Here is a 20,251-nt window from a genome sequence, read left to right as displayed (position 1 = left end):
GTTCGAGAGGTTTTGGAACAAGGCTCCATCAATCTTTACATGTTCCACGGTGGTACAAACTTTGGCTTCATGAATGGTTGCTCGGCTAGAGGAACCTTGGATCTGCCACAAGTTACATCTTATGATTACGATGCCCTTCTAGATGAGGAAGGAAATCCAACTGCCAAATATCTGGCAGTCAAGAAGATGATGGCAACACATTTCCCAGAGTATCCGCAGTTGGAACCACTCTACAAAGAGAGTATGGAGTTGGATGCTATTCCACTAGTTGAAAAAGTTTCCTTGTTTGAAACCTTGGATAGCTTATCTAGTCCTGTAGAAAGCCTTTATCCTAAAAAGATGGAGGAGTTGGGACAAAGCTATGGCTATCTACTCTATCGAACAGAAACAAACTGGGATGCAGAAGAAGAAAGACTTCGTATCATTGACGGTCGAGATAGGGCTCAGCTTTATGTCGATGGTCAGTGGGTCGAAACCCAATATCAGACAGAGATTGGAGAAGATATTTTTTATCAAGGCAAAAAGAAAGCGCTATCTAGGTTAGATATCTTGGTAGAAAATATGGGGCGTGTCAACTATGGACATAAGTTCTTAGCAGATACGCAACGTAAGGGAATTCGGACAGGGGTTTGTAAGGATTTACACTTCTTACTAAACTGGAAACACTATCCACTCCCACTAGATAATCCTGAGAAAATTGATTTTTCAAAAGGATGGACAGAAGGACAACCAGCCTTTTACGCTTATGACTTTACAGTCCAAGCGCCAAAAGATACTTACCTAGACTTGTCTGAGTTTGGTAAGGGAGTTGCCTTTGTCAATGGGCAGAATCTAGGACGTTTTTGGAACGTCGGCCCAACCCTCTCGCTTTATATCCCTCATAGCTATCTCAAGGAAGGTGCCAACCGCATCATTATCTTTGAAACAGAAGGTGAATATAAAGAAGAGATTTATTTAACTCGTAAACCTACACTAAAACACATAAAGGGGGAAAACTTATGACAATTGTAGGATGCCGTATCGATGGACGTTTGATCCACGGACAAGTAGCCAATCTTTGGGCTGGAAAACTAAATGTTTCACGTATTATGGTTGTAGATGACGAAGTTGTCAACAACGACGTTGAAAAGAGTGGTTTGAAACTAGCGACACCACCAGGTGTAAAATTGAGTATTTTGCCAATTGAGAAAGCGGCAGCCAATATTCTTGCTGGAAAATACGATAGCCAACGTCTCTTTATCGTGGCTCGTAAACCAGACCGCTTCCTTGGCTTGGTCGAAGCAGGTGTACCACTGGAAACCCTCAATGTTGGGAATATGTCTCAAACACCAGAAACTCGTGCCATCACACGTTCTATCAACGTAGTGGATAAGGATGTGGAAGACTTCCACAAACTGGCAGAAAAAGGTGTTAAACTTACTGCTCAAATGGTTCCAAATGATCCAATTTCAGACTTTTTGAGCTTATTAAAATAGGAAAAAATTTTTAGGAGGTCATTGTTATGATACAATGGTGGCAAATTTTACTTCTCACTTTGTACTCAGCTTATCAAATCTGTGATGAGTTGACGATCGTTTCATCTGCAGGTTCCCCTGTATTTGCTGGTTTTATTACTGGTTTAATCATGGGAGATGTGACAACTGGTTTGTTTATCGGTGGTAGCTTGCAGTTATTCGTTCTTGGGGTTGGTACCTTCGGTGGTGCTTCTCGTATCGACGCAACTTCTGGTGCGGTTCTTGCAACAGCCTTCTCTGTTTCACAAGGAATTGATACAGACCTTGCGATTACAACAATCGCTGTACCAGTAGCAGCACTTTTAACATACTTCGACGTTCTTGGACGTATGACAACTACTTTCTTCGCACACCGTATTGATGCTGCAATCGACCGCTTTGATTACAAAGGTATCGAACGCAACTACTTGCTTGGTGCGATTCCTTGGGCTTTATCTCGTGCCCTTCCAGTCTTCTTCGCGCTTGCCTTTGGTGGTGCCTTCGTACAATCAGTAGTAGACTTAGTTGAAGCCTACAAATGGGTTGCGGATGGTTTGACACTTGCAGGTCGTATGCTTCCAGGTCTTGGATTTGCAATCTTGCTTCGTTACCTTCCAGTTAAACGTAACCTTCACTACCTTGCAATGGGATTTGGTTTGACAGCTATGTTGACTGTTCTTTACTCATATGTAACAGGTCTTGGTGGCGCTGTTGCTGGTATCGTAGGTACTCTACCGAAAGATGTTGCTGAAAAAATTGGTTTCGTGAACAACTTCAAAGGTTTGTCTATGATCGGTATCTCTATCGTAGGTATCTTCCTTGCAGTGCTTCACTTCAAAAATAGCCAAAAAGTAGCTGTAGCAGCACCTTCTACACCATCAGAAAGTGGGGAAATCGAAGATGACGAATTCTAATTACAAACTTACAAAAGAAGATTTTAATCAAATCAACAAACGTAGCTTGTTTACTTTCCAATTAGGTTGGAACTACGAACGGATGCAAGCTTCTGGTTACCTTTACATGATCTTGCCTCAATTGCGTAAAATGTATGGGGATGGAACTCCTGAATTGAAAGAAATGATGAAAGTTCATACTCAATTCTTCAATACTTCACCATTCTTCCACACAATTATCGCTGGTTTTGACCTTGCCATGGAAGAAAAAGATGGTGTAGGTTCAAAAGATGCCGTTAACGGTATCAAGACAGGTTTGATGGGACCATTCGCTCCTCTTGGAGATACTATCTTTGGTTCACTTGTACCTGCTATCATGGGATCTATCGCAGCAACTATGGCTATCGCTGGCCAACCTTGGGGTATCTTCCTTTGGATTGCAGTTGCAGTAGCGTATGACATCTTCCGTTGGAAACAGTTGGAATTTGCCTACAAAGAAGGGGTTAACCTTATCAACAACATGCAAAGTACTTTGACAGCTTTGATTGACGCTGCATCTGTACTTGGTGTCTTCATGATGGGTGCTCTTGTAGCAACAATGATCAACTTTGAAGTTTCTTATAAATTGCCAATCGGTGAAAAGATGATTGACTTCCAAGATATCTTGAACTCAATCTTCCCACGCTTGCTTCCAGCAATCTTTACTGCCTTTATCTTCTGGTTGCTTGGTAAGAAAGGTATGAACTCTACAAAAGCAATTGGTATCATCATTGCTCTTGCCTTAGGTCTTTCATTCATCGGTAAATTCTTACTTGGAATGGGCGCATAATTTATGGCTAAATCATTAATTTTGGTGAGTCATGGTCGTTTCTGTGAAGAACTTAAAGGTAGCACTGAAATGATTATGGGGCCACAAGACAATATTCATGCAGTTCCTCTTCTTCCAGAAGATGGCCCAGAAGAATTTACTGCGAAATTTGAAGCTGCTATTGAAGGATTGGATGATTTCCTAGTCTTTGCGGATCTTCTCGGTGGAACACCATGTAACGTGGTAAGCCGTTTGATTATGGAAGGTCGTGACATCGAACTTTACGCAGGGATGAATCTTCCAATGGTGATTGAATTTATCAATGCTAGCCTTACAGGTGCAGATGCGGACTATAAAAACCGTGCTACAGAAAGCATTGTGAAAGTTAATGACCTGTTAGCAGGCTTCGATGATGACGAAGATGAATAAGATGTGACTTAGAACAACTTATATAGAATATACATGGGAATGGGGCTTACTCCCATTCCCATATTTAATAGAAAAAGAGGAACTCAATGCTACATTATACAAAAGAAGACTTGCTCGAATTGGGTGCAGAAATCACTACACGTGAAATCTACCAACAGCCTGATGTATGGAAAGAAGCTTTTGAATCTTATCAAGCAAAACGTGAAGAAATTGCAGCCTTCCTACAAGGGATTGCTGATAAACATGACTATATCAAGGTTATCTTGACAGGTGCTGGGACTTCTGCTTATGTGGGAGATACCTTGGTACCATACTTTGAGGAAGCCTATGACGAACGCAAGTGGAATTTCAATGCCATTGCGACAACAGATATCGTTGCCAATCCAGAAACTTATTTGAAAAAAGATGTGGCAACTGTCCTTGTGTCTTTTGCTCGTAGTGGGAACTCGCCTGAAAGTGTGGCGACTGTTGATTTGGCAAAAGCCTTGGTGGATGAGCTTTATCAAGTGACGATTACTTGTGCAGCGGACGGTAAATTGGCTCTCCAAGCCCATGGTGATGACCGCAATCTCTTGCTTTTGCAACCAGCTGCCTCTAATGACGCTGGATTTGCCATGACTTCTAGCTTTACGTCTATGATGTTGACAGCTCTCTTGGTCTTTGATCCTACAGAATTTGCTGTTAAAGCTGAACGTTTTGAAGTTGTATCTAGTCTTGCCCGTAAAATTCTAGACGATGCAGAAGATGTCAAAGAACTTGTTGACCTAGATTTTAACCGTGTCATCTATCTAGGCGCTGGTCCTTTCTTTGGTCTTGCTCATGAAGCTCAGCTCAAGATTTTGGAATTGACAGCTGGCCAAGTGGCGACCATGTATGAAAGTCCAGTTGGCTTCCGTCACGGTCCAAAATCTCTGATCAACGAAGATACAGTTGTCTTGGTCTTTGGTACAACGACAGACTACACTCGTAAGTACGACTTGGACTTGGTTCGTGAAGTTGCTGGTGACCAGATTGCTCGTCGTGTTGTGCTTTTGAGTGATCAAGCCTTTGGTCTTGAAAATGTCAAAGAAGTGGCCCTTGGTTGTGGCGGTGTCTTGAATGATATTTACCGTGTCTTCCCTTACATAGTTTATGCCCAACTCTTTGCCCTATTGACTTCACTCAAGGTAGAAAATAAACCAGATACACCGTCTCCTACAGGTACAGTAAACCGTGTGGTACAAGGTGTTATCATCCACGAATATCAAAAGTAATACTCTTCGAAAATCTCTTTAAACCATACTAGTGTCGCCTTGCCGTATAGATGTTACTGACTTCGTCAGTTCTATCCACAACCTCAAAACAGTGTTTTGAGCTGACTTCGTCAGTCTTATCCAGCAACTTCAAAGCAGTGTTTTGAGCTGACGTTGTCAGTTCTATCTACAACCTCAAAGCAGTGCTTTGAGCAGCCTGTGGCTAGCTTCCTAGTTTGCTCTTTGATTTTCATTGAGTATAAGACAGTGTTTATGAATTCTTGACAAGAGGATTTGTATATCATCAGGCAAACCATAGATTGTCAAGGTGCTTTCTATGGTTTGTTTGCTTGAGAGAAATAGTAAAAGGAGAACAGAATGAAAGCATACACAGAGCGTGTGTTTGGAAATGTTGAGGGACAAGATGTTTTGGCATATCGATTTGAAACTGACGGTGGCTACCAACTTGAAGTTATGACTTATGGTGCGACCATCTTGCGCTATGTCACACCTGACAAGGCTGGAAATTTTGCCAACGTTATTTTGGGCTTTGATGACTTTGATAGCTATGTAGGCAATAGTCCTAAGCATGGAGCGAGTGTGGGTCCCGTGGCAGGCCGTATTGCAGGTGCGACATTTGAGCTAAATGGTACGACCTATGACCTTGAAGTCAACAATGCTAGCAACTGCAACCACAGTGGTTCAAATGGTTGGGATTCTAGCTTGTTTGAACTAGTTGAAGTGAGCGACCATGGCTTGACCCTCTACACAGAGCGTACAGATGGGACAGGGGGATTTCCTGGGAATCTCAAGATTTGGATCAGTTACCACTTAGAAGAAACTGGTGCCTATGAAATCAGCTACAAGGTAACGACCGATCAGGATACGCTGGTCAATCCAACTAATCACAGCTACTTCAACTTGTCTGGTGATTTCACGCAGACGATTGACCGTCATGTCTTCCAACTAAACACAGAGGGCATTTATCCAATCGCTCCCGACGGTGTTCCTGTCAAAACTCCAGATGCTACTCGTGATGTGGTTAAACACATCTACAATGGAGCTTTGTTGAAGGATATCTTTGCAGAAGAAGATGAGCAAATCCAACTTGTGTCTGGTTTAGATCATCCATTTGCTCTTCCTGCAGGTCATGACAATGCTGGTTTCCTTTATGACCAAAACTCAGGTCGCTTCTTGCTTTTCAAGACAGAGGCTCCTTGTTTTGTAGTCTACACAGCAAACTTTGTGGATGAGAGTGTCATCATAGGAGGTCAGCCCATGGTACAGCACAATGGGATTGCCCTTGAAGCGCAGGCTTTACCAGATGCCATTCACAGCGACCTCAAAGACCAAGTCATTCTTAAAGCCGGTCAAACCTTTACAAGCAAGACACGTTATGAGCTTGTTGTGAAATAAAAGGATAGGAATTTCTACTTTTTGGGGAATAGTATTTACCTTATAACATTAGTAGAAATGGGCAAAGAGTAGGAAAATATGATATAATTTAATATTGAAAATACCTGTCCTATCTAAAGGATAAAAGGAGAAAAAATGAAGAAAATTGTATTTGCTAGCGCCTTGGCTTTGACTTTAGCTGGAGCAGTTTTGACAAATGATGTTTTTGCAAATGACAGATTGGTGGCAACACAATCTGCAGATGGTAGAAATGAAAATGTCTTGAGCTCAGAAGTGCTAAATCCCTCTAGTGGCAATGTTTTGGTTGGGATTAAGGGAGAATTTTTAACCCCAAATAAACAAACTATTTTGGATGCGATTAATAAGATTCGTAAGGAAGCAGCTGATGAAGGTTTGGTAGATAAGTATGTTCCTATCAAATGGTCTACTGATCTTGAGAAAACTGCTTTTGTACGAGCTACTGAGGTGTCAGTAACTCTGAAACCTGAGCGTCTTTCTACGAAAGAAATCTGGACTGCTTTTCCATCTAGTAATAGTATAAGAGGAGAAGCTTTAGATGTGAACTATGAAGGTTTTCTAAAAGCAATTGAAAACTGGCATGCTGAGAAGGCGAATTATGTAGCGAAAAAGAAGGGTGGAACATCTAAAGAATTTACAGGTTATTATGAGGCTTTGATCAATTCTAAATTTACCTATGTGGGGCTCGCTGCTTTTAAAAATGCAGCTAGTTCTCAGAAAGTAGCAACGATTTCTCTAGCTTTAGGTGATGATGCTTCTTCAGAGGAATTGGCTGGTGGATATGGTCCTGCTATTCAGTATACAGAAGTGACCTCCTCAAACCTTTCAACAGTTAAAAGTAAAGCAGTCGTTGTAGAAAAAGCGCTGAAAGAATTTAGAACTTCTAGTTCAGACCAATCTGGTTGGGTGCAATCTAATGGAAAATGGTATTTCTATGAGTCTGGTGATCTGAAGACAGGCTGGGTGAAAACGGATGGTAAATGGTACTACTTGGATGACCTAGGTGTCATGCAAACTGGATTTGTAAAAGTAGATGGTAGCTGGTATTACTTGAGTAGCTCAGGTGCTATGTTTACAGGCTGGGGTACAGACGGAAATAGATGGTTCTACTTTGATGGCTCAGGAGCTATGAAGACAGGCTGGTACAAGGAAAATGGCACTTGGTATTACCTTGACGAAGCAGGTATCATGAAGACAGGTTGGTTTAAAGTCGGACCGCACTGGTACTATGCCTACGATTCTGGAGCTTTGGCTGTGAGCACAACAACACCACATGGTTACCGTGTAAATGGTAATGGTGAATGGGTAAACTAGGCAACTAATGAACAAATAGTCTGTTTCAATAGCTTTTTACAACAAAGTTGCAAAATGATATAACCTTAAAATGGGGAAGGCTAGTTTACCTTCTCCATTTTCTTGAAAGTTGTAAACAAAAAATTTACAATGCCTATCTACGTAGCACAGATGATTTCAGAGAATCGATTTATAAACAATAAGAAAACTCCCCCAAGCTATCCTGTCTAAGGCAGTCTATCTTGCAGATGGTTGGTCTTTGTGATAGAATAGCATAAAGTCCTTTTGAGGGGGAACTTGCTAGGAAATCCCCAAGCATTGTAATGGATGAACCACCCTCGCCTTTTTGTGAGGGTTGTTTTTCGTCTGTAAGTAATAAATTAGAGAGAAAGAGTGTGTAGCATGTCGAGAATCGTCAGCATCCATCCAGCCAAGGAAATCTATCGCTATGGTTTTGAGAGTACCCAAGTCTATCGATCCCTTCAAAGAACCCTCTCCTGTTACTATTTTACCCAGAATACATCTACCGCATAGGAGGAGAAATCCGTTCTGAAGAGGACTTGCTGGTTAAGTTCTTAGCCAGATGGGCCCAGCAAACCGACCTCTTTATCCGTGATCAACAAATCGTACCCAAACCCAGTCTCTGGCGTTATATGGAAAATACGGATAAAAATTATTATGAAGTCGTCCATGAAAATGTCATGCGAGACTTACACCTCGCCAATCTGCGCAAGGCAAACAAATATCTAGTCGCCAGTGAAGTGTTGACTGATACTTTGGCGAAACAAGGGTATGACACCAAGTTTTTACCACCAATGTTTACAGAAAAATTGGGTCAGCTAAGAAAAATCGGACCTGTTTTGGACTATTGCCTAGTGGGTCATATGAGAGAAGGCAAGAACGTTGAACTTGTCATTGAAGCCTTTATCGAACTCTATAAACGTGGTTCTAAGGCCAAGATTACCTTTTATGGCGGCTCAGAGGAACGTCTAGCAGAATTACAGAATCAATATGATCTTCCGCCAACCATTCACTTTAAAGGTATCGTTAACGAAGTGCCTTATCATCTGCACCAATGCTATCTGTCTGCAAGTTACACAGAGTTATTTGCTAATGCCTGTGTTGAAGCCCTCAATCAAGGATTGCTGGCTTTGTTATCAGATGTGGAGATTGCCCATCGTTTTTATGCTAGCTAGTCCAATGCCATCAACTTGTTTAAAACCAAATCAGAGTTAATTCAAAAGATAGAAGAGATGGAGCAGCCTGATTTTCATCTATTAAATGAAAAAAATCTAGCTTTAGCCTCTCGCTATTCTCTGGAAAAAGTAGCTCAAATATATAGAGAACTATTAGATAGGAACTTCTAGGATGTTGTAAGTTGATCAATCTAGCTTTTCTTACTAGTCCAATACAATAGAAAACTAAAGGAAGACTATATGAAAGCAAAATCTAAACCCATAGCCGTCATTTTGATTCGTTCGGGTTCGCGCGGCTTAGTGGATAAAAATATCAAACTGCTTGCAGGCAAACCCTTGGTTTTCTATACCATCGAAGTCGCTCTAGTCTCCAAGCTATTTAGTGACATCTGGGTTTCCTCAGACTCTCTAGCCTATTTAGAACTCTGTCGTCAAGCCTATCCAGAGATTTGTTGTGTCCATAGACCAAAAGAATTAGCCCTATCAACAACCTCTAGCTTAGAAACCTTACGAGACTTTTTACAGCCCTTTGAGGAAGATCAGGTCTTTGTGAATCTACAGGTGACCTCACCCTTGAGAGAGGTGGAGCACCTCGTCGAGTCCTATCAACTCTACTGTCAGTCTGGGGCCGACCATCTGATTTCCTGTGTTAAGGCGGACAAGAGTCGTAGTCTTTACTTGCAGTTGGCGGAGTCGTCATTTATCCGTCCGCCTCAAGTTTCCAAGCACTATGCTCGGCAGAAAGAGCCTGTCTATTATTATCCCAACGGGAGTATCTGGATTTCTCGCAAGAACCTTTACCTACGAGATGAGACCTTTTACACAGATAAGACAGCAGCCTATGAAATGCCCAAACTCTATTCTTATGATATCGACGATGCCTTGGACTTTGAAGTCGTTGAGACCCTGCTGCAACATCACCACCTAGGAGAATCAAAGAGATGAAACACCTCATCATTGCCACAACGCCCTTGCAGGCCAAGATTTCACAGCATATCAAGGGACTCTATCCTGATCAGGACTTTGTTAGCCTTTATGTCAGTCCTGTAAAAAATGCTCGCCAGGAGCATTATGCTAAGGATTTTGACCATGTTCACTATCCTCAGGATGCAGAGGACTTGGCTCAGATTTGTCAGGAGCTGGCCGGAGACTATGAAACCATCTTTTATGCGAGTTTTGACAATAGCTTGATTTTGGACTTGGTTGCTAGTTCGACCTACCATCACCTCATGAGTTTTGATGATGGCTATGCGGATATTTACCCTTTGGGAATGTATGCCCTCCCTCTTCAGCCCAGTCAGGTGGGTTCTTTGGGCTTGACCAGAGATGACTTGATTGAGTGGACGGAAAAGCACTATACCCTCTATCGCAGTGACTACCATGTCGTGACTAGAGAAAAGCTAGTCTATCTGGAGCATTTTTTTGACCTGCCCCAAGCACCCGTTTCAAATGGTAAGACGGTTAAGGTCTTGCTGGGTCAAAAGTTCTCTGAAGAGGATGACCAAATCTCCATCCGCTTTATCAGTACCTATGCCAAGGCCTTGGCCATTGACATCTATTTACCTCATCCCAAGGAAACCTTCACAATTCCAAACGTAACTTACTTGGAGACGGAGCTGATATTTGAAGATGTTCTAGCCCAACTCTTTCAAGAATACGAGTTTGTTCAGGTCTATCATTTTACCTCATCAGTCAGCCTCCATTTGAAAGACCTGCCCCATGTAACCATCACAGGCATTTCCCTCCCCTACTATGAGAACAGGCAAAAAGAATTGCGACGATTGGGTTGTCAGTTTGAAAGGGTTTCACTTGGCTGGTAGCATAAATATATATATTAGGAAATATAAATCCATGCACTAGCTTGGATTTTTTATTGGGGTATTAAGTAGATGTTAGGTATTATTGATAGAATCTAGTAAAAGTATGGTTCATATGATATAATTCAGATTAGTAAATCTTTCTGACAAACAAGTACAGATAAATGAGTCGCAAAGGTTACCGTATATGATAGGAGATTGTTATGACTAAAATGGTTACAATACATCCAGGGCTCTGGCAAAGAGAGGTTAGAAAATATGGATTTGAATCATCCCAATTATCCAGAAAGAAAATTGCAGATTATTTAGGTTGGGGACATCTATATATTTTAACCCATCCTCAAGTTCGACCCGATTGGAAGGCAGGCTATGAACAAATAGGTTTTGAAAGGGATGAATTAGTGAGTGTAAGCCATTATCAATCAGATATTGGTCATGATGAATTAAGTGTATGCCCTTCTGATATCATTGATAGGTATCCTAATGGGAAAATGACTGTAATTAATGGATTTGTGGCTAGCATTGAATTAGAAGAAGAAACCCTATATTTTACTTCGGGATTATATTTAAAGAAAAATAAAAAAGAAGAACTGGAATGGTTAAATCGAGATGGTTCGACAGCGATGCGGGCACGGTATTATAAGCCAAGAGAAGAACCAAGTCCCATTTATATGATGGAGGACAATTATTTATATTATAAAGATGGAGAATGGTTAACCTACGAAGACTTATTGATTCAGGTATTAATCAGTCTTACAGATAAGAAAGACATCTTAATTCGAGATCAACATAACGTGGTGACTCCCAAATTATGGCGCTTTGTAGAAAACACAAACCGTCTCTATTGGGAATATATCCATGACAATGTATTGCTAAATCCAGCTCATAATCTAAGAAGAAAAACTAGATATTTAGTAGCTTCAGAAGTATTAACATCAATCTTGCAAGATTTAGGGTATCACGCACAATTTATGCCACCGATTTTTGCACCTCAAGTTTCCTCAGTAGTATTAAAAAGAAGAAAGCCTAGTTCCTATTGTTATGTAGGGAATATGACGAAAGTAAAAAGAGTAGAATGGATTATAGAAGCCTTTAAAAAGTTAGAACAAGAAGGAATTCCTGTAGAGGTATTCTTATATGGCGGAGATATTGATAAATTGAAGGAAGAGTATCCGACTTTGCCATCTACTATTCATGTTGTTGGATATGTAGATGAGGTACCGTATTGGGAACATGATGGCTATATTTCAACTTCCCAAAAGGAACTATTTGCCAATGCCTGCGTTGAAGCCATGAGTTTTGGATTGATTCCCTTGCTTTCTAATGTTGAAATTGCTCATCAATATTATGCATCTAAGAACTCAGATATTTGCTTATATGATACACCAGAGGAGTTAGCGCATCTTATCAAGTGTTTATATGAGACCGATAAAGAAATCGAGCTAGAAAATACAAGTAAGTTTGTGAATCGATATTCAAAAGAACAAGTTTCTAAGAGATATTTATCACTCATGAACGCCTAAAAATGAAATAGATAATGAGATTTTATTGGATATCTTATTATCTATTTTTTTTAATTTCCTTTATGTATAATTGTTTGATAAAGGAAACTAAGAGTGATATACTAGTATAGTTAGTATAATTTTTTATAATGAGTAGAAAGAAATAAAAGGGAAAAGACCTTATGAAAAAAGATACAATTCAAAAATATTCATTACGTAAATACAAAGGAATAGGAGTGGCTTCTGTTTTACTAGGGATGATGGTTGTTGGAGCTAGTCCGGTGTTGGCAGAAGATGCTGCAAATAAACCAAAAGAAAGCACAATAACATCTGCGAAAGATAATGTGGAAATGGAAACGTTGAGTAATGGTACTGGTAGCTACACAATGCCGAAAATGCATGTGTTTGATGGTTTGAATTTTCATGCAGCGGGGACAGAAGATGGATATGAAAGAAATCATCGCGAGAATGAAGGTAATGCAAAATATAATTTAGATAGAGTTGAAAAAGAGACTATAAAAAAACAAGGTGAAGATAACTTTAAGGATTCAAAAATTTCTTATGTCACAAAAGAAGGTGAAGTTCTAAAAGAAGAATCTGATGTAGAAATTCCTGTTGGTGATAAACACCTTTCTAGTACTACTATGGATTATAAAATTCGTGGACTTTTTGGCAAACGTTATGAAGGAAATGTAGCAAATTTAAATAATGATGTTTTAAGTAAAATCAAAGAAGCTGATAAAGTTTTAGAAAAGAACGGAGAAAAATATCATAAGATTGATACAGAAGTAGATAAACACGAGGGGACTGCTAAGGAAACAACTTTCAATGATATTACAGTACATGCAAATCCTGGAAACTTGCATAATGAAGATGGAAGTATTCGCTATAACAATATTAAAGAAGGTAGTCGAGTTTGGTTAGTATCGGAAATAGATGAAGGAAAATACGGAAAGTATGTTTTAGCTACAAAACCAACTACAGCCAATGATTCTTGGGCTGTTGAAACATTTAAACAAGGTGAAAATGATGCTAAAGATTTTACAAAAGAAAATATAACAACTGATGGTGGAATTAAGGAAGGAGATACTATATTAGTTGTTGAAAAAAATGAGGTAGCATTAAAAGAATCTGTTTCTACAGCAACGGAACAAGAAGCGTATACGGCGGGTGCATTTTTTAATGAGAAAGCATTAGAGGAAGGCTTAAATAATCTTTTAGATGAGAGATTAAGAGATTTAAAAGACGAAGATGTCACTAACTCTGAAAAAGAAAAGACATGGGAAGAAATCTATAAGGTTACATTAACAAATAAAAATGCAGTAGATAATAAGAATCGTCCTACTTATTCTGTACATCAGGAGTTTAATGGTTATATAAGAGAAAACGGAAAGTTTGTAAAATATAACGATGTGACAGAATATATAACTAAGCTAAAAGAAATGTTTGGCGAAAAAGAAATTACAGTAGGATGGAAAAATTCTCGAGATAAAGTAGAACCAAAATTTGTTGGAAATATTGAAGAGTTTAAAGACACTGCTAACTACGAGAGTGAAAAAGCAAATGTCACGAAGTTTAAAGAGGCTCATAAAGCAATTCAGTATGTCGACCAAGTTCCAACAAATGCAAATTTTGTAAAAAATGTGTTTGAAGTAAATGTAGATTTTAAACTAGGAGATAAGAGTACAGATTCTTATTATCCTAGTGAAGATGATGATTCTAATCAACCAGAAAAAACTTATTTAGCTTATAGATTTGGCTATTTTGGTTCGAAATATTATAGTGAAGATACTAGATATCAATATGGATTAGGCCAATTATATAAAGAATATGAAAAAGATGGAGTTCGATATAGAATTGCCGCACCTACGAAATATGAACAACATGCGTCAATATCTGAGCCTATTTATAGTGAAATTCATTATTACGACTTATACCAACCAACCCGTGCTTACCATATTAGTGATCAACTAACTAATGTTAAAAACATCTACGCTAAGGAAGAAACAGAAACTACTGAGAGTAAAGGTAGTGTCATTGTTAAGTATGAATTAGCAGATGGAACTTCTATTAAAGAAAGTACAGATGTTGTTAAAGATGCAGTGATATCTTCTACAGAAACTAAATATTACTTAAATAAGGATAATCAAAAAGTAGTAGTAGGAACACCAACGACAACAAACAAAGAGGTTTCATATGATGCTACAACGGTAAAACTACAAGAAATAACCAAAGATGGTAAAAAATATAAACTAGTAGGACTGAAAACAGGCTCTCCTACAGAAACAGGGAAAGTTGTTTCAGGAACTACTGAAATTACCTATGTTTACAAATTAGCTACAGCTGGAAATATCTTCGAAAAATACATGATTGAAGGAACGAATACCGAAATAGCGATGGAGAAACAGTTAACGAAAGAAGCATCCATTGGAGATTCTTACACTTCAATTCCTCCAGAAGCATATACGGTCATCAAAAAGGACGGAAAAAGCTATATTTACAAAGGACATCGTGCTACTTCAGCGCCTGAAATAGGTACAGTTGATGAAAATGAAAAAACAGTTATTTATGACTTTTTAGAATACTTTAGTGAAAAAGGTGAACCAGAAGTACAGCCGGAATTACCAGAAGGAATTGTAAGTGAGAAGGGTGAACCAGAAGTACAGCCAGCGTTGCCAGAAGGAGTTGTAGGTGAAAAAGGCGAACCAGAAGTACAGCCGGTATTACCAGAAGGAGTTGTAAGTGAGAAAGGTGAGCCAGAAGTACAGCCAGCATTACCAGAAGGTATCATTAGTGAAAAAGGTGACCCAGCGGTTCATTCTGTAACTCCATTATTGATTACTCGCCATATTATTATTGGATCAAATGAAGAGCTCATTCCAATTCAAATTGGTAAATTGGCTCCTAAATCTGATATCATATCGAAAAATGGTAAGAAATATCGATATACAATGACCCATGAAAAAGATGGTATTGTTACTCATTTATATACTGAGTTAATAGGTGATGACGTAACGAAACCACAGGATCAAGAATACCTTCAGTCAAATTCTGTTAAGATTGATGAACCTACAAAACAAGAAGGTTCTCATCAAGATGAAGCGGTTGCCCAAAAAGAGGACAAGTCATCTCATGGGAAACACTCAGAATCTGGGGAAGAGGTACCTCAAACAGGACAAGCTGAACTTCCGAACACTGGTACGGAAGACAATGCTAGTCTAGCAGCACTTGGACTTTTAGGTGTCTTGAGTGGATTTGGATTTCTTGCTCGCAAGAAAAAAGAAGACTAATTTGAATTAGATTTTCTGATATGAATAAGGAGTAGGATATCATATCTGCTCCTTTTCTTTTGGGGTTGTGATGAGAGTCATCTTAGAGTTGGTAAAAATTTTTCAATGGTTTGATTGTCAAATCTCTGTAGATTTTCTTGTTTTAGTCTCATATAGACAAGATGACAGAATCATCATCTATAAGTTGTCTGGCTTGACTTTCTTAATGGAAGTTATATAATAGTTGTAATAATTAAAGTTACAATAAAAGAGGAAATATTTATGACCTATGAATACCAGAGCCACATTTATTTGGCAGAGGTAGTTTTGAATGTAAAGGATTTAGCCAGTCAAACAGCCTTTTATCAGCAAATCATTGGTTTAGAAATCTTATCTCAAACTGAGATAGAGGTCGTTCTGGGACTTGGAGGTAAAGATTTGGTACACTTGATTCAAGCACAAGAGAGCGGTGAAGTAAGGGAACATTATGGATTTTACCATCTGGCTATTCTCTTGCCGACACGAAAGGATTTGGCTGATGTCTTGAAACACCTGACAGATTTACAGATTCCTCTTGTCGGCGGTGCAGACCATGGTTACAGTGAGGCCCTTTATTTGGAGGATTTGGAGGGAAATGGGATCGAACTCTATCGAGATAAGCCGGTTTCCACATGGGATATTCGAGAAGACGGACGCATTATCGGAGTGACGGAGGCTCTTGCGGCGCAGGACATTTATGAGCTGGGGGAAAGAGTAGAACCCTTTATCTTGGCAGAAGGTACGAGAATGGGGCATATTCATCTTTCCGTCAAGGATAGTCGAAAGTCCAGCCAGTTTTATCAAAAGGTGTTAGGGTTAAAGGATAAATTCAGTGTGCCTAGCGCTAGTTGGATTGCAGCTGGGGATTACCATCATCATTTAGCAGTCAATGAATGGGGAGGAAAAGGCCTAGCTCCGCGTAAGCAAGGCTTGCCAGGTTTGGCCTACTATGTCATTGAGGTCGCTAGTAAAGAAGAACTGTTAACGATTGCGCAGCGAGCACAAGAAGTTGATGCACCAATCAAGTGGCTGACATCGAGCCAATTGGAAGTCACAGACCAAGACGGAATTGTGACCAGTATTCGTTTAGACAGGATATGATGACAATCAGAGGATCAATTGTAGAAAGTACCCCTTATTCTAGTCAGATACGTAGAAAATTTGATATGATAGTAGGGAATAAGGAGAAGAGTGCTATGACTAGCGAATACCAAAAAATGATAGCAGGAGAGTTTTACCGTCCATCGGATACAGAATTGCGGACCTTGGCTCAGGCTTCTCGCCAAAAACAGGCTGCTTTTAACAAGGAAGAAGATCCCTTAAAGGGAGCCGAAATCATCAAGACTTGGTTCGGCTCGACTGGACAAAATATCTTTGTCAATCCACGACTGGTAGTCGATTATGGAGTCAATATCCATCTAGGGGAAAATTTTTATTCTAATTGGAACTTGACCATGCTGGATGTTTGTCCGATTCGCATCGGGAACAATGCTATGATTGGTCCCAACTGTCAGTTCTTGACTCCCCTCCATCCATTGGACCCGCAGGAACGTAATTCAGGTGTTGAATACGGCAAGCCTATTACTATCGGAGATAATTTCTGGGCTGGAGGAGGTGTCATTGTCCTTCCTGGAGTAACACTGGGCAATAATGTTGTTGCTGGAGCAGGGGCTGTAATCACCAAGTCCTTCGGCGACAACGTTGTCCTAGCTGGTAATCCTGCGCGTGTGATTAAGGAGATACCTGTTAAATAAAGAGATTGGTAAAAAAGTTTTTAAGATAAGAAAAGCGCATCATATCAGGTGTTTAAAAAACGTTGATATGATGCCTTTTATCATAAATTAGATTAACTTTTTTTCAATTGAGTGTTTACCTAGCTTTTTGAGAGGTTTCACGCTAGAAGTTTTACAAATTCTTTCTCTTCTTAGCATTTTTGGTCAGGGAAACCTGGTAAGTATCCTGTTCTCTAGTGAGGTAATTGATGATTTGAAAGTCGTTGGTTTGAGCCTTGAAATCCACTTCATAGACAGTGGTGACCTGTTCTCCATCATTGCTGGTATCAATCGAGATAAGGTCTAACTCAGTACAGAATTGTGATAGCCCAGATTGGATAGTTTGGAGTTGCTTTTCTTGGTTGGCAATTGTGATGGTTAATAGTCTGCGACGTTGGTGATTGCTCTTGCTTTGTTGCTTTTCTAAAAGAAGCCATACTGCTAAGATAAAGACGGTGAAGAGAATAGCTAGAGCTAGGTAGCCTGTCCCTGCTGCCAGCCCGATAATCATGGCAAGGAAGATCGCAATTAGCTCCCGTGAGCCACTGGTAGCTGAACGGAAACGAATGAGGCTAAAGGTTCCTGCAACAGCGATAGAGGTTCCTAGGCTGCCATTTACCAGAAAGATGACCAAGGTCATCAAGCAGGGGAGTAGGGTCAAACTAACAGCAAATTCCCGTGTATAGAGGGTACGGTGTTTGTAAGCCCAGGTCAGAGCCAAACCTAAAATCAGGCTGACCAAGAGAGCTAGAAAGAGCTGGATAGGGTCTGCAGTGGCAGTTGTATCGTTGAAAATAGAATTAAAAAGATTAGACATAAGTAGTACCTACACTTTCTGTGCTTGGTCGTGGGCTATAGTCCAGCCCCTGAGACTTGTGGTAGGCGCAGCTGTATTTTGAAAATTTCTGCTCTACCAGTCCATATTGGTCGAGAATATCTTGTAGCCATTGGGGTTTTCTACCAGGTGCTTTAATTTCCATGATGACAATGTCCTCGTTTAATAGAGGGAAACCGTCCTTTCCTGAAAATAAACTGACATTATCATCACGATAGGTTAGATTTTGGTCAATGGTGACACGAATTTTATTGTAGGGAAATCCGCTAATTTCTTTCTTTTCCTTGAGAGAAAAGCGGTCGTAGTAGATATACATACGAGGGATGATGGCTTGCTGATATTCTTCTTGGAGTTGCTGGATTTTTTCAATCATCATTTGGTCCTTGATGCTGCTATCCAGCTGCCCTTTGATCATAAACCGGGTGATAGACTGGGGAGTCGACAAGAGACGATATTTTCGTCCGACACCAGTTCTATCCTTGGATTTGATTTCTAAAAACACCTGACTATCAGGCTGGACTTGACTGAGATAGGTTCGCATCCGAATCTTTTCTTTGCGCTTAGTACCCTGGCCATCCTCCTGAATCATATCAAATTGCTCTGTATCAAAGTAGATGTTGGAAATGGTCGAAGTTGGATAATCATCCTCGACAAGGTATATTTTTAAGTCCTCTATTAAATTAGCCAAGTCGCCCTTGGCAACGACATATTTGGTTTCAATTCGTTTAAAGCTTGTTTCAATTGGTTTCATAAATCCTGTCTCCTTTATCAAACTATTTTAATACACTATCTTATTAGAAGATAGGTGTGTCTGGGCAAGTTGAACTTGCTTGTAATTAGTCTATGGAATTTTCCTAAAACTTTTGTTAAAGATAACTTAACTGAAACTGAACTTAAGAAAACTTTCAGAAAAAGTTTAGATTTTTTTCAGACTTCCCCTGTAAACTAAGCTCAAGCTAAAGGAAGACGAGGAAAAAGTATGAAATCAAAAAAATGGACTCTAATCTTAACCAGTTTAACAGCTTTGACCTTGATGACAGCTTGTGGGCAGTCAACGACTAAGTCAAGTACAACTGCAGCGGCAGATACTACTGCCATCACAACTTCAGCTAAAAACAGTCAATCTTCTTATTTTACAGAAAAGGACTACGACACTTCTTATGATGAAAGCACAGCTTCTAAGATTGAGCTATCGGGCTCATCTGCAAACGTCTCTGGAGATGGTGTGACAGTTTCTGGCTCAACGGTGACCATCTCAAAAGCAGGTACCTATGTCATTTCAGGTCAGTCTGACGGTGTGCAAATTAAAATCGCAGCTGATAAGTCTGATGATGTGAAACTTGTTCTCAAAGGTGCAAGCATGACCAATACAGATGCAGCAATTTCTGCGACATCAGCCGGTCATGTCTACCTGACTCTGGCAGAGGGAACCACCAATAGTCTCTCAGACTCAAGCTCTAACAGTGATGAAAAGGCAAATGCGGCTCTCTTTTCTAAGGTTGATTTGACCATCAATGGCTCAGGAACTCTCAATGTAGATGGAAAGAAAAGCAATGCCATCAAGGCAAATGACACCCTCCATATCACGGGTGGAACCTTTAACATCACATCAGTTGGCGATGCCTTTAATGTCAATGATGAACTCAACATCACTGGTACGACTATGACCATCGATGCCAAGGAAGATGGTGTTAAAGTTGATAATGATGACGATATGACTGTCGGCAATATGTATTTGGCGAACAATACCATAACAGTCACAGCAGGGGATGATGGCATTCACGCTTCTGGTAACCTAGTGATTGATAGCGGTACTTACACAGTCAAGAATTCGACTGAAGGAATTGAAGGAAAAGGCATTACGATTAATGGTGGCGATATCAATGTCTACTCGACAGATGATGGGGTGAATGCAGCTAATAAAAATGCCCAGCAAAGTGATATTTACTTTACCATGACAGGTGGTAATCTAACTGTAGAAGTCGGTCAAGGTGACACAGATCCAATTGACTCAAACGGAAATATAACGGTTACAGGTGGAACTATTAAATTAATAGGACAATCAGGCTTTGACTTTGATGGAACAGCAACTTACACAGGTGGGGATATTTACATTAACGGCGAAAAACAAACTGATATTGTCAATTCTATGCCTGGAGGCGGTGGACCAAATGGAGGACCTCAAGGAAATGGTGGTCCTGGCGGTCCAGCCCCTGGTGGACAAGGATAAACAAAAAAG

At 39.9% G+C, this 20,251-nt stretch carries 19 protein-coding genes; 17 read left to right on the top strand and 2 right to left on the bottom strand.

Annotated elements, in window-relative coordinates; all coding sequences use genetic code 11:
• The 16 genes from RYK12_RS06935 to RYK12_RS06860 all read left to right on the top strand — a co-directional run.
• Positions 1-1,002: beta-galactosidase (locus RYK12_RS06935; RefSeq protein ID WP_314848024.1), on the top strand; the 1,002-nt coding region annotated here is incomplete at its 5' end.
• The gene (locus RYK12_RS06930) at positions 999-1,475 is read left to right on the top strand and encodes a PTS system mannose/fructose/N-acetylgalactosamine-transporter subunit IIB (protein WP_000156970.1); all 477 of its coding nucleotides are present in this window, start codon (positions 999-1,001) and stop codon (positions 1,473-1,475) included. The genes RYK12_RS06935 and RYK12_RS06930, both read left to right, overlap by 4 nt.
• A gap of 26 nt (positions 1,476-1,501) precedes the next feature.
• Positions 1,502-2,407 (top strand): PTS mannose/fructose/sorbose/N-acetylgalactosamine transporter subunit IIC, encoded by a 906-nt coding sequence (locus tag RYK12_RS06925; protein WP_314848021.1) that lies wholly within the window; start codon positions 1,502-1,504, stop codon positions 2,405-2,407.
• Positions 2,394-3,215 (top strand): PTS system mannose/fructose/sorbose family transporter subunit IID, encoded by an 822-nt coding sequence (locus tag RYK12_RS06920; protein ID WP_070842459.1) that lies wholly within the window; start codon positions 2,394-2,396, stop codon positions 3,213-3,215. Before RYK12_RS06925 ends, RYK12_RS06920 begins: the two co-directional genes overlap by 14 nt.
• A 3-nt stretch (positions 3,216-3,218) precedes the next feature.
• Positions 3,219-3,623 carry a PTS sugar transporter subunit IIA gene (locus RYK12_RS06915; protein ID WP_314848016.1) on the top strand — a complete coding sequence of 135 codons (405 nt, stop codon included), beginning with the start codon at positions 3,219-3,221 and terminating at the stop codon, positions 3,621-3,623.
• Between the two features lie 86 nt (positions 3,624-3,709).
• Positions 3,710-4,876: an SIS domain-containing protein gene (locus tag RYK12_RS06910; protein ID WP_314848014.1), complete on the top strand. Its 1,167-nt coding sequence runs from the start codon at positions 3,710-3,712 to the stop codon at positions 4,874-4,876.
• A 357-nt stretch (positions 4,877-5,233) separates the two neighbouring features.
• On the top strand, positions 5,234-6,271 hold the full coding sequence (locus RYK12_RS06905; RefSeq protein WP_314848011.1) for an aldose epimerase family protein: 1,038 nt from the start codon (positions 5,234-5,236) through the stop codon (positions 6,269-6,271).
• 135 nt (positions 6,272-6,406) lie between these two features.
• Positions 6,407-7,603, top strand: a complete 1,197-nt coding sequence (locus RYK12_RS06900) for a CAP domain-containing protein (RefSeq protein ID WP_314848009.1) — start codon at positions 6,407-6,409, stop codon at positions 7,601-7,603.
• 381 nt (positions 7,604-7,984) lie between these two features.
• Positions 7,985-8,116, top strand: coding sequence for a hypothetical protein (locus RYK12_RS06895; RefSeq protein ID WP_314848007.1), 132 nt, complete (start codon positions 7,985-7,987; stop codon positions 8,114-8,116).
• 26 nt (positions 8,117-8,142) lie between these two features.
• Positions 8,143-8,778 carry a glycosyltransferase gene (locus tag RYK12_RS06890; protein ID WP_314848004.1) on the top strand — a complete coding sequence of 212 codons (636 nt, stop codon included), beginning with the start codon at positions 8,143-8,145 and terminating at the stop codon, positions 8,776-8,778.
• Positions 8,779-9,018: 240 nt separating this feature from the next.
• Positions 9,019-9,723 (top strand): acylneuraminate cytidylyltransferase family protein, encoded by a 705-nt coding sequence (locus RYK12_RS06885; RefSeq protein WP_314848001.1) that lies wholly within the window; start codon positions 9,019-9,021, stop codon positions 9,721-9,723.
• A complete protein-coding gene (locus tag RYK12_RS06880; RefSeq protein ID WP_314848000.1) occupies positions 9,720-10,598 on the top strand; it encodes a glycosyltransferase family 52 in 879 nt (292 codons plus the stop codon). Before RYK12_RS06885 ends, RYK12_RS06880 begins: the two co-directional genes overlap by 4 nt.
• A gap of 200 nt (positions 10,599-10,798) precedes the next feature.
• Complete coding sequence (locus RYK12_RS06875; RefSeq protein ID WP_314847998.1) at positions 10,799-12,118, top strand: glycosyltransferase; 1,320 nt, start codon at positions 10,799-10,801, stop codon at positions 12,116-12,118.
• A 161-nt stretch (positions 12,119-12,279) separates the two neighbouring features.
• Positions 12,280-15,387, top strand: a complete 3,108-nt coding sequence (locus RYK12_RS06870; protein WP_314847997.1) for an LPXTG cell wall anchor domain-containing protein — start codon at positions 12,280-12,282, stop codon at positions 15,385-15,387.
• A gap of 261 nt (positions 15,388-15,648) precedes the next feature.
• The gene (locus RYK12_RS06865) at positions 15,649-16,506 is read left to right on the top strand and encodes a VOC family protein (RefSeq protein WP_125393803.1); all 858 of its coding nucleotides are present in this window, start codon (positions 15,649-15,651) and stop codon (positions 16,504-16,506) included.
• Positions 16,507-16,601: 95 nt separating this feature from the next.
• The gene (locus tag RYK12_RS06860) at positions 16,602-17,159 is read left to right on the top strand and encodes a sugar O-acetyltransferase (RefSeq protein WP_125393804.1); all 558 of its coding nucleotides are present in this window, start codon (positions 16,602-16,604) and stop codon (positions 17,157-17,159) included.
• Between the two features lie 151 nt (positions 17,160-17,310).
• Here RYK12_RS06860 and RYK12_RS06855 read toward each other — a convergent pair whose 3' ends face one another.
• Entirely contained in the window at positions 17,311-17,994 is a 684-nt protein-coding gene (locus tag RYK12_RS06855; RefSeq protein WP_314847992.1) for a DUF4956 domain-containing protein, read from the bottom strand.
• Complete coding sequence (locus RYK12_RS06850) at positions 17,987-18,763, bottom strand: polyphosphate polymerase domain-containing protein (protein WP_314847990.1); 777 nt, start codon at positions 18,761-18,763, stop codon at positions 17,987-17,989. The genes RYK12_RS06855 and RYK12_RS06850 overlap by 8 nt, the downstream gene beginning before the upstream one ends.
• Positions 18,764-18,991: 228 nt before the next feature.
• Between RYK12_RS06850 and RYK12_RS06845 the strand changes: the two genes are divergently transcribed.
• Complete coding sequence (locus tag RYK12_RS06845; RefSeq protein WP_314847988.1) at positions 18,992-20,242, top strand: carbohydrate-binding domain-containing protein; 1,251 nt, start codon at positions 18,992-18,994, stop codon at positions 20,240-20,242.
• Positions 20,243-20,251: the final 9 nt, after the last annotated feature.

It is taken from the genome of uncultured Streptococcus sp. (assembly GCF_963518475.1).
GTDB lineage: Bacteria > Bacillota > Bacilli > Lactobacillales > Streptococcaceae > Streptococcus.
This window is presented reverse-complemented; position numbering and strand designations above follow the sequence as displayed.

Excerpts from the sequence above, each read along its gene's own strand:
- RYK12_RS06930 (WP_000156970.1), top strand. The coding sequence starts at position 999 with ATGACAATTGTAGGATGCCGTATCGATGGACGTTTGATCCACGGACAA.
- RYK12_RS06925 (WP_314848021.1), top strand. The coding sequence starts at position 1,502 with ATGATACAATGGTGGCAAATTTTACTTCTCACTTTGTACTCAGCTTAT.
- RYK12_RS06920 (WP_070842459.1), top strand. The coding sequence starts at position 2,394 with ATGACGAATTCTAATTACAAACTTACAAAAGAAGATTTTAATCAAATC.
- RYK12_RS06915 (WP_314848016.1), top strand. The coding sequence starts at position 3,219 with ATGGCTAAATCATTAATTTTGGTGAGTCATGGTCGTTTCTGTGAAGAA.
- RYK12_RS06910 (WP_314848014.1), top strand. The coding sequence starts at position 3,710 with ATGCTACATTATACAAAAGAAGACTTGCTCGAATTGGGTGCAGAAATC.
- RYK12_RS06905 (WP_314848011.1), top strand. The coding sequence starts at position 5,234 with ATGAAAGCATACACAGAGCGTGTGTTTGGAAATGTTGAGGGACAAGAT.
- RYK12_RS06900 (WP_314848009.1), top strand. The coding sequence starts at position 6,407 with ATGAAGAAAATTGTATTTGCTAGCGCCTTGGCTTTGACTTTAGCTGGA.
- RYK12_RS06895 (WP_314848007.1), top strand. The coding sequence starts at position 7,985 with ATGTCGAGAATCGTCAGCATCCATCCAGCCAAGGAAATCTATCGCTAT.
- RYK12_RS06885 (WP_314848001.1), top strand. The coding sequence starts at position 9,019 with ATGAAAGCAAAATCTAAACCCATAGCCGTCATTTTGATTCGTTCGGGT.
- RYK12_RS06880 (WP_314848000.1), top strand. The coding sequence starts at position 9,720 with ATGAAACACCTCATCATTGCCACAACGCCCTTGCAGGCCAAGATTTCA.
- RYK12_RS06875 (WP_314847998.1), top strand. The coding sequence starts at position 10,799 with ATGACTAAAATGGTTACAATACATCCAGGGCTCTGGCAAAGAGAGGTT.
- RYK12_RS06870 (WP_314847997.1), top strand. The coding sequence starts at position 12,280 with ATGAAAAAAGATACAATTCAAAAATATTCATTACGTAAATACAAAGGA.
- RYK12_RS06865 (WP_125393803.1), top strand. The coding sequence starts at position 15,649 with ATGACCTATGAATACCAGAGCCACATTTATTTGGCAGAGGTAGTTTTG.
- RYK12_RS06860 (WP_125393804.1), top strand. The coding sequence starts at position 16,602 with ATGACTAGCGAATACCAAAAAATGATAGCAGGAGAGTTTTACCGTCCA.
- RYK12_RS06855 (WP_314847992.1), bottom strand. The coding sequence starts at position 17,994 with ATGTCTAATCTTTTTAATTCTATTTTCAACGATACAACTGCCACTGCA.
- RYK12_RS06850 (WP_314847990.1), bottom strand. The coding sequence starts at position 18,763 with ATGAAACCAATTGAAACAAGCTTTAAACGAATTGAAACCAAATATGTC.
- RYK12_RS06845 (WP_314847988.1), top strand. The coding sequence starts at position 18,992 with ATGAAATCAAAAAAATGGACTCTAATCTTAACCAGTTTAACAGCTTTG.